The 16,010-nt window shown below is 70.8% G+C and carries 16 protein-coding genes; 10 read left to right on the top strand and 6 right to left on the bottom strand.

Annotation, left to right across the window (positions count from 1 at the left end):
* Positions 1–2: 2 nt before the first annotated feature.
* Positions 3–797 carry an enoyl-CoA hydratase gene (locus I6I07_RS24265; RefSeq protein ID WP_198484055.1) on the bottom strand — a complete coding sequence of 265 codons (795 nt, stop codon included), beginning with the start codon at positions 795–797 and terminating at the stop codon, positions 3–5.
* Positions 798–870: 73 nt separating this feature from the next.
* Complete coding sequence (locus tag I6I07_RS24260; RefSeq protein WP_198484054.1) at positions 871–1,794, bottom strand: LysR family transcriptional regulator; 924 nt, start codon at positions 1,792–1,794, stop codon at positions 871–873.
* A gap of 88 nt (positions 1,795–1,882) precedes the next feature.
* On the opposite strand from I6I07_RS24260, the gene I6I07_RS24255 reads away from it, so the two are divergent.
* Positions 1,883–2,869 (top strand): aldo/keto reductase, encoded by a 987-nt coding sequence (locus I6I07_RS24255; RefSeq protein WP_198484053.1) that lies wholly within the window; start codon positions 1,883–1,885, stop codon positions 2,867–2,869.
* 74 nt (positions 2,870–2,943) lie between these two features.
* On the opposite strand, the gene I6I07_RS24250 is transcribed toward I6I07_RS24255, so the two are convergent.
* Positions 2,944–3,840, bottom strand: coding sequence for a LysR family transcriptional regulator (locus I6I07_RS24250; RefSeq protein WP_232625722.1), 897 nt, complete (start codon positions 3,838–3,840; stop codon positions 2,944–2,946).
* A gap of 82 nt (positions 3,841–3,922) precedes the next feature.
* Here I6I07_RS24250 and I6I07_RS24245 point away from each other — a divergent pair, with 82 nt between their 5' ends.
* Entirely contained in the window at positions 3,923–4,396 is a 474-nt protein-coding gene (locus I6I07_RS24245) for a DMT family transporter (protein WP_198484051.1), read from the top strand.
* 27 nt (positions 4,397–4,423) lie between these two features.
* On the opposite strand, the gene I6I07_RS24240 is transcribed toward I6I07_RS24245, so the two are convergent.
* Positions 4,424–5,629 (bottom strand): multidrug effflux MFS transporter, encoded by a 1,206-nt coding sequence (locus I6I07_RS24240; protein ID WP_198484050.1) that lies wholly within the window; start codon positions 5,627–5,629, stop codon positions 4,424–4,426.
* A 101-nt stretch (positions 5,630–5,730) separates the two neighbouring features.
* Here I6I07_RS24240 and I6I07_RS24235 point away from each other — a divergent pair, with 101 nt between their 5' ends.
* A complete protein-coding gene (locus tag I6I07_RS24235) occupies positions 5,731–6,063 on the top strand; it encodes a SelT/SelW/SelH family protein (protein WP_198484049.1) in 333 nt (110 codons plus the stop codon).
* A gap of 90 nt (positions 6,064–6,153) precedes the next feature.
* On the opposite strand, the gene I6I07_RS24230 is transcribed toward I6I07_RS24235, so the two are convergent.
* Positions 6,154–7,683, bottom strand: coding sequence for a tripartite tricarboxylate transporter permease (locus tag I6I07_RS24230; RefSeq protein ID WP_198484048.1), 1,530 nt, complete (start codon positions 7,681–7,683; stop codon positions 6,154–6,156).
* Between the two features lie 3 nt (positions 7,684–7,686).
* Positions 7,687–8,157: a tripartite tricarboxylate transporter TctB family protein gene (locus I6I07_RS24225; RefSeq protein ID WP_006394923.1), complete on the bottom strand. Its 471-nt coding sequence runs from the start codon at positions 8,155–8,157 to the stop codon at positions 7,687–7,689.
* Between the two features lie 372 nt (positions 8,158–8,529).
* Between I6I07_RS24225 and gspG the strand changes: the two genes are divergently transcribed.
* The 7 genes from gspG to I6I07_RS24190 all read left to right on the top strand — a co-directional run bounded on the left by gspG (position 8,530) and on the right by I6I07_RS24190 (position 15,947).
* Entirely contained in the window at positions 8,530–8,991 is a 462-nt protein-coding gene (gene gspG, locus I6I07_RS24220) for a type II secretion system major pseudopilin GspG (RefSeq protein ID WP_104021496.1), read from the top strand.
* A 13-nt stretch (positions 8,992–9,004) separates the two neighbouring features.
* Positions 9,005–9,919: a type II secretion system minor pseudopilin GspK gene (gene gspK, locus I6I07_RS24215; RefSeq protein WP_198484047.1), complete on the top strand. Its 915-nt coding sequence runs from the start codon at positions 9,005–9,007 to the stop codon at positions 9,917–9,919.
* Entirely contained in the window at positions 9,919–11,151 is a 1,233-nt protein-coding gene (gene gspL, locus I6I07_RS24210) for a type II secretion system protein GspL (RefSeq protein WP_198484046.1), read from the top strand. The genes gspK and gspL overlap by 1 nt, the downstream gene beginning before the upstream one ends.
* Complete coding sequence (gene gspM / locus I6I07_RS24205) at positions 11,148–11,750, top strand: type II secretion system protein GspM (RefSeq protein WP_198484045.1); 603 nt, start codon at positions 11,148–11,150, stop codon at positions 11,748–11,750. Before gspL ends, gspM begins: the two co-directional genes overlap by 4 nt.
* Positions 11,751–11,825: 75 nt before the next feature.
* Positions 11,826–13,274 (top strand): type II secretion system ATPase GspE, encoded by a 1,449-nt coding sequence (gene gspE, locus I6I07_RS24200; protein ID WP_198484044.1) that lies wholly within the window; start codon positions 11,826–11,828, stop codon positions 13,272–13,274.
* A gap of 9 nt (positions 13,275–13,283) precedes the next feature.
* Positions 13,284–14,492 (top strand): type II secretion system inner membrane protein GspF, encoded by a 1,209-nt coding sequence (gene gspF, locus I6I07_RS24195; RefSeq protein WP_198484043.1) that lies wholly within the window; start codon positions 13,284–13,286, stop codon positions 14,490–14,492.
* Between the two features lie 213 nt (positions 14,493–14,705).
* Positions 14,706–15,947 (top strand): substrate-binding domain-containing protein, encoded by a 1,242-nt coding sequence (locus I6I07_RS24190; RefSeq protein WP_198484042.1) that lies wholly within the window; start codon positions 14,706–14,708, stop codon positions 15,945–15,947.
* The last annotated feature ends 63 nt before the right edge of the window (positions 15,948–16,010 follow it).

Genomic DNA, 16,010 nt, shown 5'->3' with positions numbered 1-16,010 from the left:
GTTCAGGGGCGCCAGCTCGGCGCGCGCTTTTGCAGGAAGGCGTCGATGCCTTCGGCCGCGTCCTCTTCCATCATGTTGCGCGCCATGACTTCGGCGGCGTATTCGTAGGCCTCGGCCTGCGCCATCTGGCGCTGCGCATAGAACATGCGCTTGCCGTAGCGGATCGCGGTGGGGCTCTTGGACACGATCACGTCGGCCAGCGCCCGTACCCGCGCATCCAGCTCCGCCTCCGGCGCGACATCGTTCAGCAGCCCCCAGTCGCACGCCTGCGCCGCATCGATGAAGCGCGCGGTCACCAGCATTTCGAAGGCGCGCTTGGTCGACACGTTGCGGCTCAACGCCACCGCCGGCGTGGAGCAGAACAGGCCGGCATTGATGCCGGAGACGGCGAAGCGCGCGCTGTCCGCGGCCACGGCCAGGTCGCAGCTGGCCACCAGTTGGCAGCCCGCCGCGGTGGCCACGCCGCGGACCTTGGCGATGACCGGCACCGGCAGCGCCTGCAGGCCCTGCATCACGCCGCCGCACTTGCGGAACAGCGCCAGGTAGTAATCGAACGCGGGCTGGCTGCGCATTTCGCGCAGGTCGTGGCCGGCGCAGAACGCGCGGCCGGCCGATTCCAGGATCACGCAGCGCAGGCCGGGTTCGCGCGCCAGCGCGTCGATGCGCGTGCGCAGCGCGTCCAGCAAGCCTTCGGACAAGGCGTTGAATTGCGCGGGCCGGTTCAGGCGCAACGTCGCGATGCCATCCTGCATCGTGTGCAACAGCAGCGGATCCTGGGTCGTGGCATCGGCGGGCATGGCGTCTCCGGTAGGCAAGGGAGCTTGCACGATAGCAGGCTGGCGTCCGATGCGGCCCGCCGGCGGCCGCGATTTAGCCGTCGATCGTGCCGGGCAGCCCGTTGGCGCCGCGGATCGCCTCGATCAGGCGGCTGAGCGCGGGCGCCAGTTGCCGCCGGCTGGGGTAGTACATGACCAGAGGCGCGCCCGCCGGCGCCCAGTCGTCCAGCACGCGCCGCAGGCGCCCGGCGCGCAGGTGCGGCTCGGCGTAGCGCTCCAGGCAATAGGCCAGGCCGATGCCGTCCAGCGCGGCATCCAGCGCCATGTCGGTTTCGTTGACGATCAGCGCGCCGGGCACGTCGATGGCGTGCGCGTGCGGCGGTTGCCCGAGTTCCCAGCGGTACAGGGTCTGGTCGCCCAGACGCAGGCGGATGCAGGCGTGGCGCAGCAGGTCCTCGGGCGTCTTCGGCGTGCCATGGCGGCCGAGGTAGGCGGGCGCGCCCACCACCACCCAGCGCAGCGGCGGCGTCAGCGGCGTGCAGACCATGTCCTGCGGCACGGTGTCGCCGAAGCGGATGCCGGCGTCAAAGCCCGCCTTGACGATGTCGACCATATTGTTGTCGACCACGACCTCGATCTTCACGCCGGGACAGTCTTCGAGGTAGCGCGCCAGCACCGGGCTGAGCAGCAGCCGCGAGGCATCGCGCGGCACGTTGATGCGCAGGCCGCCGAGCGGCGCGCTGCGGTAGCGGTCCAGCTCCGACAGGGCCTCGCCGATCTCGCCGAAGCTCTGGTCCAGCTGCGCCGCCAGGCGGCTGCCGGCCTCGGTCGGCGCGACCGAGCGGGTGGTGCGGTTGAGCAGCTTGACGCCCAGGCGGTCTTCCAGGTTGCGCAGCGCGTGGCTCAGGGCCGAGGTCGACACACCCAGTTCGGTGGCCGCCAGGCGGAAGCTGCCGCGCCGGCAGATGGCCGCGAAGGCGCTGAGATCGGCCAGGTCGTGGCGGCTGTAGGAGGGCATGAAAAGCGGGGCGAAGATGAATAAATCGTTGAATCCAATTCAATAATACCTGACCTACACTCATCGAAATTTTTGTGTAGGAGAAGTCATGCTGGTCGAGACCATGCGTATTGAAGGTATCCCCACGCCTGTGTCGAGAATCGGCCTGGGCACGTGGGCGATCGGCGGTTGGATGTGGGGCGGCGCCGATGATTCGGCCTCGATCGCCACGCTGCGCGGCGCGGTCGAGCGCGGCATCAACCTGATCGACACCGCGCCGGTGTATGGCTTCGGCCATTCCGAGGAAATGGTGGGGCAGGCCCTGGCGGGCATGCGCGACCGGGCGGTCATCGCCACCAAGGGCGGCCTGGAATGGGCCGGCGAGGGCGTGCGGCGCAATTCCAGCCCGCAGCGGCTGCGGCGCGAGGTGGAGGATTCGCTGCGCCGCCTGCGCACCGACCGCATCGACCTGTACCAGATCCACTGGCCCGATCCGCTGGTGCCGATCGAGGATACCGCGCGCACCCTGGAAGCGCTGCAGCGCGAAGGCAAGATCCTGGCGGTGGGCGTGAGCAATTATTCGCCCGGGCAGATGGACGCGTTCCGCGCGGTGCTGCCGCTGGCATCGGTGCAGCCGCCGTACAACCTGTTCGAGCGCGCCATCGAGCACGACGTGCTGCCGTATGCCCGCGAGCATGGGCTGGCCGTGCTGGCCTACGGCGCCTTGTGCCGCGGCCTGCTGTCGGGGCGCATGACGGTGGACACCACGTTTGGCGCCGACGACCTGCGCGCCTCGGATCCGAAGTTCGGCCGGCCGCGTTTCGACCAATACGTGCGCGCCACCAAGGAACTGGAGGCCATGGCGCGGATCCGCTACGACAAGCCGGTGCTGGCCCTGGCCATCCGCTGGGTGCTGGACAGCGGCCCGACCATCGCGTTGTGGGGCGCGCGTCGTCCGGAGCAGCTGGACGGCGTCGACGAGGCCTGCGGCTGGCACCTGAGCGATGCCGACATGGCCGACATCGACGATCTGCTGCAAAAGAACATCCTCGATCCGGTCGGCCCCGAGTTCATGGCGCCGCGCGCACGGGAATAGACGGCGCATCCGGCGCCCGCCGCAACGACCCGCGGCGCCGAAGCCCAAGCCCTCGGATGGGCAATCGGCGCGCCTCAGCCCGCCAGTTGGCCGAGCAGCGCGCGCAGCCAGCCCAGGCCGGCGTCCGCGTCGGCACGCTGGTGCCAGATCATCTCGAACGCCAGCGGCGCGATGGCAAACGGCACCGGCCCGACCGTCAGGCCGGCGGCCGGCGGTTCCACCGCGCGCCGCGCCACCGTCAGCACCAGGTCTGTGCCGGCCAGCACGGCCGGCGCCGCCGTCCAATGCGGCAGCCGCAGCGCCACGCGGCGCGACTGGCCGATACGGGCCAGCGCCGCGTCCACTTCCGCCGCGCGCTGGTCCTGGCTGGCGGCCACCAGCACGTGCGGCCGCGCCAGGTAATCCTCCAATGTCGACGGCAGGCCCGCGGTGGCGTCGGCGACGCAGACGAAACTTTCTTCGAACAGCACCGCGCGCTGGATCTCGGCGGGGGTCTCGCCGAACACCGCCAGCGCCAGGTCGAGCTGGCCGTCGGCCACGCCCGCGATCATGCCGCTGCGGCTGGCATAGCTGATTTCCAGGTCGATGCCGGGCGCGTCGCGCCGCAGGCGCCGCATCAGCGGCGGCAGCAGCACGCTCGCGCCATAGTCGGACATGGCCAGGCGGAACGCGCGTCGGCTGGCCGCGGGCTCGAATACCGCGCCGGCCAGCAGTCGCCGCACTTGCGCCAGCACATCGCGCAGCGGCGCTTCCAGCGCCAGGGCGTGCGGCGTGGGCCGCAGGCCGCCGCGGGTGCGATGGAACAGCGGGTCGCCCAGCAGCGCCCGCAGGCGGGCCAGCGCGTGGCTCATGGCGGGCTGGCTCATCGGCAGGCGGGCGGCCGCGCGGGTCAGGTTGCGCTCGTGCAGCAAGGCGTCCAGCACCACCAGCAGGTTCAGGTCGATGGCCCGTAGATTATTCACTGGCTGCATATTCAATAGATAAATATCGAATTGGATTCAATGTTTTGCGAATAAGAGAATAACGCCAATCCCTCTTGAATCGGAGCAAGCCTTGAACAACACGACCTTCTACGCCATTCCCGCCGCCGTGCTGGCGGGCGCGCTGGTGCCGATCCAGGCCGGCGCCAACGCCGCCCTGGGCCGCCACCTGGGACACCCGCTGTGGGCCACCATGGCCTCGCTGGCGATCAGCGCCGTCGCGGCCATGGCGGTGATGGCGTTCCTGCGGGTGCCGGCGCCGAGCTTCGCCGAGATCGGCCAATTGCCGTGGTGGGGCTGGACCGGCGGCCTGGCCGGCGTGTTCTACATCACGGCGGCGCTGATCCTGGCGCCACGCCTGGGCGCGGGCGCCTTCCTGGCGGCGGTGATCGCCGGCCAGATGCTGGCGGCGCTGATGCTGGATCGCTATGCGCTGGTGGGGTTCGTGGGCAGCGCGCTCAACCCCGGCCGCCTGGCGGGCGCGGCGTTGATCGCCGGCGGCGCGCTGCTGATGCACTTGTCGAACACGCCGCGCGCGGCGGCCTGACCCCCGCAATGCGGCGCGGGCCGGGGCCTAGCGCGAGGATGCGGCGACGCGCCGCGCCATGGCGCGCGACAGGCACAGCAACGGCCCGACGATCACCACGCCGATCAGGCCCATGGCGGCCTGCGGCGCCACGCCCTGGTCCAGCAGGGCGGTGGCGATGACGGCCGAGCCGCTCATCTGGAATAGCCCGTAGACCGCGGCGGCGGTGCCGGCGCGGTCGGCGAAGGGTTCCAGCGCCAGGCTCAGCGCCGAGCCCAGTGCCAGCGAAAAGCCGACCGTCAGCACCGCCACCGGCAGCATGAAGATCCACGCGGCCGCGGGCGCCCAGCGCCAGGCGGCCAGGTGCATCAGCGCGGCCAGCAGCAGGGCCATCATGCCGACCCGCAGCATGGCGTAGCGGCCGAAGCGCGCGATGAACACCGGCGCCAGGAAGAACGCCGCGATGTTGATGGCGGCGTTGCCGCCGAACCAGGCGGAAAACCCCAGCTCCGAATAGCCCAGCTGCTGCACCAGCACCACCGGCGCGGCCGACACGAACACCAGGATCATGGCCATGCCGGCCATGCCGAAGATGGCGAAATACAGGAACCGGCCGCTGGCGGCGATTGGCGCGTAGCGGCGCAGGCTGTACAGGCGCGTGCCGCGCGCCGGCGCCGCCTCGCGGGTCTCGGCGAAACGCCACGCCAGCAATGCCGCCAGCGCCAGCGCGAACAGCACCATGAAGACGAAGGTGCTGCGCCAGCCGGCATGCACCGCCAGCGCGCCGCCCAGCATCGGCGCCAGCGCCGGCACCGTGCACAACGCGCCGTTCAGATAGCTGTAGACGCGCGCCCCGACCGCCGGGCTGAAGCGGTCGCGCACCGCCGCGAACGCCACCAGCGAGGCCGAGCAGGCGCCCAGGCCCTGGATCACGCGCGCGGTGTAGAACAGTTCCAGCGAGGTCGCGGCCGCGCCCAGCGCCGAGCCCAGCAGGTAGGCCAGCGCGCCGCCGAGCGCCACCGGCCGGCGGCCATAGCGGTCGGCCAGCGGGCCGATCAGGATCTGGCCGACGCCGACCGAGAAGATAAAGAGGGTGATGCTGGCCTGCAGCGCGCTGATCGATTGGCCGAAGCCGACGGCCATGGCGGGCAGGGAGGGCAGGTAGATGTCGATGCCCATCGGCGTGAGCGTGACCAGGCCCATCAGGAGGCCGATCAGCCAGCGTTGGCTTCGGGCGGGTAATGCAGACTTCATTGGCGGACTCAGGGCGCACCGCGCGCCCGGGAAAACCTGACATTATCCACGACTGGCGATCCGCGCCGCCGGCATCGGGCTGGCGTAGAATGATTCGCGCCATGCAAACCGCCGCCCAGCCCCCCGCCCATCGTCCCCGCATCGTCATTCTCTACTGCACGCAGTGCCAATGGCTGCTGCGCGCCGGCTGGATGGCGCAGGAACTGCTGTCCACCTTTTCCACCGACCTGGGCGAAGTGGCGCTGCAGCCCGGCACCGGCGGCATCTTCCAGATCACCTGCGACGGCGAGCTGGTGTGGGACCGCAAGCGCGACGGCGGTTTTCCGGAAGCCAAGGTGCTCAAGCAGCGGGTGCGCGACCGGCTCGATCCGGGCCGGCCGCTGGGCCATATCGACGGCCACGTCGTGGGGCCGGCCGCGCCGCCCGAGGCCTAGCGGCGCGTTGTCGGCCCGCGTCCGGCGGGTCTTCCGATCCATGAAAAACAGCCGCCCGAGGGCGGCTGTCCGTTATGCCGTCGACGCCCGTCAGGCCGCCGTGCGGGCTTGCTCCAGGGCCGCCTGCGCCTTGTGCTTCTGCCTCACGGCCGAGACCAGCAGCAGCGCGATCAGCAGCACGCACGCCAGCACGAAGCCCAGGCTGATCGGGCGCGTCACGAAGATCGCCAGGTCGCCGCGCGACAGCAGCAGGGCGCGGCGGAAGTTCTCTTCCACCATCGGCCCGAGCACGAAGCCCAGCAGCAGCGGCGCCGGTTCGAAGCGCAACCGGATCAGCGCGTAGCCCGCGGCGCCGAACAACGTCACCATGCCCACGTCGAACAGGTTGTTGTTGGTGCTGTAGACGCCGACGCAGACAAAGAACAGCGCCGCCGGGAACAGATAGCGGAACGGCACGGTCAACAGGCGCACCCACATGCCGATCAGCGGCAGGTTCAGCAGCAACAGCAGCACGTTGCCGACCCAGAAGCTGGCGATCAGCCCCCAGAACATGTCGGCGTGCTCGACCATCATCTGCGGACCGGGCTGGATGCCGTGGATGATCAGCGCGCCCAGCATCAACGCCATCACCGGGTCGCCCGGGATGCCCAGGCTCATGGTGGGGATGAAGCTGGTCTGGGTCGAGGCGCTGGTGGCGGCCTCGGGGCCGGCGATGCCCTCGATGGCGCCGCGGCCGAAGCGGCGCGGTTCGCGCGCCACTTTCTTTTCCACCGCGTACGAGATGAACGAGGCGATGGTCGGACCCGTGCCCGGCAGGATGCCGAAGGCCGCGCCGATGGCGGTGCCGCGCACCAGGGCGCCGCGCGACTGCTTGATGTCGCCGGCCTCGGGCCGCATCGACTTCATGCTGACCTTGGTGCTGGTGACCTTGGCGTCGCCGCCGATCTGGTTGATGTTCTTGAGGAAGTCGGCCACGCCGAACAGGCCCATCGCCAGCGCCACGATCTGCAGGCCGTCGCTCAGCTCGAGGATGCCGAAGTGAAAGCGCATGGTGCCGGTGTTGACGTCGGTGCCGATCACGCCCAGCAGCAGGCCGACCACCACCATCGCCACGCCCTTGATCGCCGAGCCCTTGGCCAGCGTGGCGCCGGCCAGCAGGCCCAGCATCATCATCGAGAAGTATTCGGCCGGGCCGAACTTGAAGGCCACGTCGACCAGCAGCGGCGAGAACAGGATCATCGCCAGGATGCCGACGGACGCGCCGCAGAACGACGAGAACATCAGCATGAACAGCGCCGAGCCGGCCTTGCCGTTGCGCGCCAGCGGATTGCCGTCCAGGCAGGCCACCGCGTGCGAGGCGGTGCCCGGCAGGTTCAGCATGATCGAGGTGATGCCGCCGCCGTATTGCGAGCCGTAGTAGATGCCGGACAGCATCACCAGCGCCGCGGTCGGGGTCATGGTGTAGGTCAGCGGCAGCAGGATCGAGATGGCGGCCAGCACGCCCATGCCCGGCAGCACGCCGATCAGGTTGCCCATGAACACGCCGAACACGGCCCACAGCAGGTTGTCGAGCGCGAAGGCGACCGAGAACCCGTGCATCAGGTTATTGAGGATTTCCATCGATCAGCCCCAGCGGAACAGCGGAAACTGCAATTGCAGCGCCCACGAGAAAACGGCCACGCCGAGAATGGTCACGCCCACGGCCAGCAGCGCGGCGCTGCGCGGCGTGTGCTGGCGGTCGCCCATGGCCGAGATGAAGACCAGCGCGAAGGTGGCGGGCACCAGGCCGCCGTACTTGCCCAGCAGGATGAAGGTCATGAGGCCGCCGATGATGCAGCCCCAGCCGCGCCACTCGGGCGGCGGGATCTCTTCGGCGTCCTCTTCGGTGACCATGGGCGAGTAGGCCATGCGCGCGATGATCAGTCCCAGCAGGACCAGCAGCACGCCGAGAATGGCGGGAAACAGGCCGGGGCCCATGCGGGCCAGGCTGCCCAGGGTGTACGTGGATGCCTGCGCGATGGCGCCCAGGCCGAGCACGATCATCGTGCCCGCGGCCCACGCCTCGCGCTTGATGACGCTGCGTCTTGATTGCATTGGATTCATTCCTCCCTTTGTTGTGGCTTTCAATCGTCCTGACTTTCGTCTGAACGAAAGCTGACATTCCAATGAATGCGGGAGTCTAAGAATTCAAACTTCCGAATACCTTTCATGAAATGGAAAAAAATTCCACGCAAGGCGGAGCGCTTGGAAAAAACGCGGGAAATCCCTAGGAGCTGTTAACACTGCAAACAACTTCGCGGCGGCGCGAACGCGGCCAGCGAGGCTTTCAAAGCTCCACACAACGGGTCAAATGCGTGCAATCCGGGCTGGCCACACTGTGCGGACCCGAAAGGCGATGCCGGCGCTCTGCCGCCGGCATCGTCGTCTTCGGCTCCCCTGTGTGATTGCCTTCGGAGTCCAAGCGCGATGAAAGCAGGCCGGTTAACGACGGATAGGCAGCACCCGCCCGGGCGCCGGCAGCGTGGCTTCACGCTGATCGAGATCATGGTGGTGATCGTGATCATGGGCATCCTGGCCGCGCTGATCGTGCCGCGGCTGCTGGACCGGCCCGACCAGGCCCGCGCCGTGGCGGCGCGCCAGGACATCAGCGCGCTGATGCAGGCGCTCAAGCTGTACCGGCTCGACACCGGCAGCTATCCCAGCACCGAGCAGGGCCTGCGCGCCCTGGTGGAACGGCCGGCCTCGGGGCCGGGCGCCTCGAACGCCTGGCGCGCCTACCTGGACCGCCTGCCCAACGATCCCTGGGGCCATCCGTACCAGTACCTGAATCCGGGCACGCGCGGCGAGATCGACGTGTTCTCGCTGGGCGCGGACGGCAAGCCGGATGGGGACGGCGGCAATGCCGACATCGGTTCCTGGCAGCTGTGAGCGGCAGCGCGGCATGGCGGTGATCAGCGCGTTGCTGGTGGTGGCCGCGGTGACGATGATCGTCGCCTCGCTGCTGCAGCGCCAGGACACGTTCCTGCGCACCGTGCAGGCGGCCCAGACCCGCGCCCAGGCCCAGGCCCTGCTTGAGGCCGGGCTCGGCGTGGCGCGCCAGCGGCTGCGCGAGGACGGCCAGCGGCAGGCGACCACGCGCCCCGACGGCGCCTGGGCCGCGCCCATCGTCGATACGCGCCTGCAGCGTCCCGGCCGCGACGCCGCCTTCGTCGGCCGGCTGGAGGACGAGCAGGGCAAGTTCAACCTGCGCAACCTGGTGTTCGAGGGCCGCCTGTACCAGGACGGCGTGGCCGAGCTGCTGCGCCTGTGCGCGCTGGTGGGCGTGGCGCCGGAAGTGGGCCAGGCGATCGCCGAGCGGATCCTGGCGGCGCAGCCGGGTGCCGATCCGCATGGCCGGCTGGCGCCGCTGCCGCGCAGCCTGGAGGAACTGGCCGGCGTGCCCGGGGTGGACGGCGCGGTGCTGGCGCGCCTGCGGCGCCACGTGACGGTGCTGCCACGCGTGACGCTGGTCAACGTCAACACCGCCAGCGCCGAGGTGATCGCCGCGCACGTGCCCGGCATGTCGCTGGACCAGGCCAAGGCCATGGTGGCGCAGCGCGACGCCGGGCTCTGGTTCGTCAACAACGGCGACTTCGCCAACCGCCTGAGCACGGCCGAGGGCGCCGCGGACAACGGCGGCGGCGCCTCCGCCACGCCCGCGCCGCGGGCCGAGGCGCCGCGCGTGGCGGTCGCCAGCGGCTGGTTCCGTCTCGACGGCGCCGCGCGCCTGGGCGGCGTGATCCTGCCCTTGAAGGCGCTGCTGACCCGCAGCGGCGACGGCGTTTCGCAGATCATCTGGTCGCGGGAAGGCGCGTGATGGCCGCGATCCGCGTGCTGCTGCCGCCGCTGCGGTCCCTGACCGCCGACACGCCGTTGCCCGTGGCGCTCGCCGAGAAGGCCGCCTGGCGCCGCCTGCCGCCGGCGGGCCTGGCGGAACTGGGGCGCCGCTGGCCGGGCGCCCGCGCCACCGCGTTTCCGCATCCCGAAGACCTGACGCTGACGGCGGTGCCGCTGCCGCCGCTGGCCCGCGCACGCCTGCGCGTGGCGGTGGAAGGCGCGATCGAACCGCTGGCGCTGGGCGATCCGGACACGCTGCGCATCGGCCACGGGGCGCGTGGCGCCGATGGCCGCGTGGGCGTGGCCTGGTTCGACGCCGAGGCCGCCGACCGCGTGCAGGCGTTGATCGTCGCCTGCGGCCTGCGGCCGGCGGGGTTCGCGCCCACGCCGCTGTGGCTGCCCGAGACGGTGGATGGCTGGACGCTGTGCGTCCTGGACGGCTATGTGGTGGCGCGACAGCCGGGCGGGCAGGGCAGCCTGTACGCGCTCGATACGCAGGCGGACGGCGCAACGGCCAGCCTCGCGCAGACCTTGGGGCCGGACGCCGCCGCCTGCGCGGCCGGGTCGTGCCGCTGGATCGGCGCCGCGCCGGCCGGATGGCGACGCGAGGCCGCGGACGTGGCGCTGCCCGAATCGGCCTGCGGCGTGATGGCGGAGATTCCCTGGTCGATTCCAGCGGCGGCCGCCGCCAGCCGGGGCGGCGAGTCGGGCTGGCGCCGCGCGGCCCTGCTGGGCGCGGCCGCCGCGGCCGTGTGGATGGCGGGCCTGGCGCTGCACGCCGGACGGCTGGAGCATGCCGCGCAGGCGGCACGCGAGCAGTTGGCGCAGCGGGTGCGCGAGGCCTTTCCGGCGGTCGGCACGCTGGTCGATCCGGTCGGACAGGCGCGCCGGCTGCTCGCCGCGCGCCAGGCCGGCGGGGGTGACGATTGGGCCGAACTCGGCTTCCTGCTGCGCGCCGCGCGCGAACACATGGCGTTTGCCGCGGGCGAGATGCAGGCCTGGCGCTACGAAGGCGGCACGCTGGAGCTGGACATGCCGGCCACCGCCCGGCCCAAAGTGGCCGAGGCGGGCGAGGGCGCCAAGGCAGCGGCCGCGCCGGCCTGGATGCAGGCGGCGCGCCAGGCGGGCGTCGAGGTGCAGGCGACCGAAGCCGGCTGGCGCCTGCGGCGCGCGCCGCCGGCCGCCGGCGGCCAACCGGCGGGGCGCTCATGACGCTGGCGCCGCCGCCCCGGCCGCTCGGCCTGCCCGCGCTCTGGCGTAGCCGCTGGCGCGCGCGCCAGCAGGCCTGGCAGGCGCGGGCCCGCGCCGCCTGGGCCGGGTTGGCCGCTAACGAACGGCGGCTGCTGGCGCTGTGCGCCGCGGTGGTCGCGGCGGCGGGCTGCTGGCTGGCGGTGATCGAACCGTCCCTGGCGCGCGCGGATCGCGGCGCGGAGGAATTGCGGCGCCTGGAGGCGAGCGCGCGCGACCTGGAAGCGATCCTGCGCCAGGCGGGTCCGGCGCCGGCGGCGCGCCAGGCCGTGGTTTCCGCCGAGACGCTGGGCCGCTGGCTGGACGCGGCCGGACTGGCGGGCCGCTACGAACTCGGCGCCGACGAGCGCGCGGCCGGCGCCTGGCGCATCGTGTTCCACCGGGCGCCGGCGGCGCCGCTGGCCGCGTGGCTGCTGGCCGGGCCGGCGCCGTTCCCGCTGGCGTTGACGCGTGTCGCCTTGCAGCGCCAGGACCAGGCCGAGGCCGGCGACCCCGCGGTGGCGCCGGGCGAAGGCCTGGCGGGCGTCGTGCTGTTGAGCCCCATTTCCCGCAACGAGAGGTAAGCCCGTGACGCCGTCCCGCTTGCGCCGCATGCCCGAGCGTATTCCCCCCCACCGCGTCGATCAGGTGCTGTCGCCATGAACGCCCGCGACGACAGCCGCCCGCCGCACAAGCTGCCCTATGCCTGGGCGCGCCAGCACCGCGCGCTGCTGCACTGGCATGGCGGCGGCGTGGGCGAACTGGTCATCACCGACCAGACCCCGGCCTGGGCCGTGACCGAGGCGCGACGCCGCTATGGCCCGCTGCCGCTGCGCCGCGCCGCCGACGCCGAACTCGACGGCCTGCTGGCCGCGGCCTACGCCGATGCCGGCGACGCGGCCTCGGTGGTGGGCGCGGCCGAGAACGAGGTCGACCTGGACCGGCTGCTGCACGAAATGCCCGAGATCACCGACCTGCTGGACGCGCAGGACGACGCGCCGGTGATCCGCATGATCAATGCGCTCTTCACCCAGGCCGCGCGCGACGGCGCCAGCGACATCCACATCGAGCCCTACGAAACCCATTCGGTGGTGCGCTACCGCGTCGACGGCGGATTGCGCGACGTGGTCAGCCCGCGCAAGGCGCTGCACGGCGCGCTGATCTCGCGCATCAAGATCATGGCGCATCTGGACATCGCCGAGAAGCGCCTGCCGCAGGACGGCCGCATCGCGTTGCGGGTCGGCGGCCGGCCAATCGACATCCGCGTCTCGACGGTTCCCACCGGCCACGGCGAACGCGCCGTGCTGCGCCTGCTGGACAAGGAAGCCGGCCGCCTGCGGCTGGAAAAGCTGGGCATGGCGCCCGGCGTGCTGCACGAGCTGGACCGGCTGGTGCACCAGCCGCACGGCATCGTGCTGGTGACCGGCCCCACCGGCAGCGGCAAGACCACCACGCTGTACGCCGCGCTGGGGCAGATCGACGCCGCCACCTCGAACGTGCTGACGGTCGAGGATCCGGTGGAGTACGACCTGCCGGGCATCAGCCAGATCCAGGTCAACGCCAAGATCGACATGAGCTTCGCGGTGGCGCTGCGCGCCATCCTGCGGCAGGACCCGGACGTCATCATGATCGGCGAGATCCGCGACCTGGAGACCGCGCAGATCGCGGTGCAGGCCTCGCTGACCGGCCACCTGGTGCTGGCCACGCTGCACACCAATGATGCGGTGTCGGCGCTGACGCGGCTCACCGACATGGGCGTGGAGCGCTTCCTGCTGGCCTCGTCGCTGCTGGGGGTGCTGGCGCAGCGTCTGGTGCGGCGGCTGTGTCCGGACTGCCGCCGGCCGTCGTCGCAGGAGCCGGGCCTGTTCGAGGCGGTCGGCTGCCCGGCCTGCAACCATACCGGCTACCGCGGCCGCACCGGCATCCACGAGCTGTACATCGTCGACGACGCGCAGCGCGGCCTGATCCACGAAGGCGCCGGCGAGCAGCAGCTGCGCGTGGCCGCGCAGCGCGCCGGCATGAAACTGATGCGCGAGGACGGCGAGCGCTGGGTGCTCGGCGGCCAGACCTCGCGCGAGGAAATCATCCGCGTCACGCGGGACGGGTAGGGGCGGACCATGCCGGATTTTCGTTTCGAGGCGGCCGACGCGCACGGCAGGATCCAGCGCGGCGTACTGAACGCCGACACCGCCCGCGCCGCGCGCGCGCAACTGCGGGCCCAGGGCCTGACCGCGCTGGCGCTGCGCCTGACGGCCAGCCGCGGCGCCGGCTCGATCGAGCTGTTCGCCGCCAAGCTGTCCGACAGCGACCTGGCCTGGGCCACGCGCCAGCTCGCCAGCCTGCTGGCCGCCGGCCTGCCCCTGGAAGGCGCGCTGTCGGCCACGGTCGAACAGGCCGAGAAGAAGCACATCGCCGACACCTTCTCGGGCGTGCGCGCCGACGTGCGCAGCGGCCAGCGCTTCTCCGATGCGCTGAACGCGCGGCCACGCGACTTCCCTCCGATCTATCGCGCGCTCATCAAGGCCGGCGAAGACTCCGGCGACCTGGCGCGCATCATGGAACGGCTGGCCGACTACATCGAGGAGCGCAATGCCTTGCGGGCCAAGGTGCTGACCGCCTTCATCTATCCCGCCATCGTCGGCGTGGTGTCGATCTGCATCGTCGTCTTCCTGCTGGCCTACGTGGTGCCACAGGTGGTCAGCGCGTTCTCGCAGGCGCGCCAGGAACTGCCGTGGATCACCCGCGCCATGCTGGCCGCGAGCGACTACGTGCGTACCTGGGGCGGCCTGAACGCGCTGGCGGCGGCGCTGCTGTTCGGCCTGTGGCGGCTGTCGCAGCGCGCCGAGGCGGCGCGGCTGGCCTGGCACGCGCGCATCCTGCGGCTGCCCATGATCGGCCGCTTCGCGCTGGGCGTGAACACCGCGCGCTTCGCCGCCACGCTGGCGATCCTGGCGGACGCCGGCGTGCCGCTGCTGCGCGCGCTGGATGCGGCGCGCCAGACCCTGGCCAACGAGTGCCTGCGGCGCGCCGTGCTGGACGCCACCGAGCGCATCGAGGGCGGCTCCGGACTGGGCGCGGCGCTGCGCCAGCAGAAGGTCTTCCCGCCGCTGCTGTGCCACCTGGTGGCCAGCGGCGAGAAGACCGGCACGCTGTCGCGCATGCTCGACCGCGCCGCGCAGACCCTGTCGGCCGACATCGAGCGGCGCGCCATGGCCATGACCGCGATGCTGGAGCCGTTGATGATCCTGATCATGGGCGGCGTGGTGCTGACCATCGTGCTGGCGGTGATGCTGCCGATCATGGAAATCAACCAGATGGTGGGGTGAGGGCGGTGTGCGGATAACGCCGAGAACTCCGCACATCTCCGCACATTCTTACCTCACTCCACACCTTTTTTCCCGTCGCTGTCACCTCGCTTGATCAACATGTCTTCAACGCGTCAGGCAGGTCTTTGCAGAGTGCCGCCGGATGCGTTCTCGGGTTCATCCGTTCTTTTCTCCACAAGCAGTTCTCTCCTAAACGAGTGCAAGGAGCAAGACATGTTCAATCGCAATTCCCTGGTCGCCGCGCTGTCGGCGGTCGGCATGCTGTCCCTGTCGGGCGCTGCCCTGGCGCAACAGGTCGTGGTGTCCGGCGGCGCGACGCTGCCCCAGCCGCTGTACCAGGACGAAATCAACAGCTTCCCGGCGTCGACCTTCAAGGCCTACGTCGGCAAGGGCAGCGGCGCGGGCAAGACCGCGTTCCTGACCAACAGCGCCGTCGGCTTCGACAGCACCGGCGTGGTCCACTGGATCGGCAGCGATTCGATCCTGACCCAAGTGCAGATCAACGACTACCTGACGACCGGCCTGGGCAAGCTGGGCACGCCGACCGGCCACGGTCCGCTGATCCAGATCCCGTCGGTGGGCACGCCGGTCACGATCTCGTACAAGGGCCCCTCGGCCGACATCACCCTGACCAAGGCGCAGCTGTGCGGCGTGCTGTCGGGCAAGTTCACCAAGTGGAGCGATGTCGGCGTGTCGTCGGGTTCGGCCCCGGACGCCTTCAAGGTGATCTACCGCTCGGAAAGCAGCGGCACCAGCGAACTGCTGACCCGCCACCTGCAAGCCGTGTGCGGCGCCGACTCGAACGTCGCGTTCCAGGGCAAGAGCACGTTCGCCCAGGAATTCCCGAGCAACACGCCGCCGGCCAACTTCATCGCCGCCACCGGCAGCGGCGGCGTGGCCACGGCCATCAACGCCCAGGATTCGGCGATCACCTACCTGAGCCCGGACCCCGCCTTCACGGTCGCGCTCAAGCAGGCTGCGCTGGTCAACCGCAACGACGAAGCCGCCGGCGGCTTCGCGCCGGACTCGGAAAACGTCAGCACCGCGCTGGGCAGCACCGCGGCCCTGCCGCCGGCCAACGGCGTCATCGAACGCAATCCCTCGGGCACGAACTGGTCCAATACGAACAACCAGGCCAACCCGTTCAACTGGGTGCGTTCGTCGGTCGATCCGTCCACCGGCTACCCGATCGTCGGCTACACCAACTTCGTCATCAGCCAGTGCTACACGGACTCGGCCGTGGCCAACGCCATCAAGAGCTTCCTGACCTCGCACTACTCGGCGGCGAACTCGGTGGTCGGTGGCGCCACCCCCGGCAAGATCGACCAGCACAAGCTGGTTCCGTTGACCACCACCAACCGCGCTCGCGTGCTGGCCGCGTTCGTCAACGGCACGACCGCCAACCTGAACATCAACAACGCCACCATCTGCGGCAGCTACGCCGGCCGTGGTTGATTTCCAGGTCGTTCAGTTGAACAGATAGTGACCGCAGGACAGGGGGGCGACTGATGTTTGTCG

This window comes from Achromobacter deleyi (assembly GCF_016127315.1).
Lineage (GTDB): Bacteria > Pseudomonadota > Gammaproteobacteria > Burkholderiales > Burkholderiaceae_B > Achromobacter > Achromobacter insuavis_A.
Note: the sequence above shows the minus strand (reverse complement) of the source record. Positions and strands in the feature narration are given on the sequence as shown.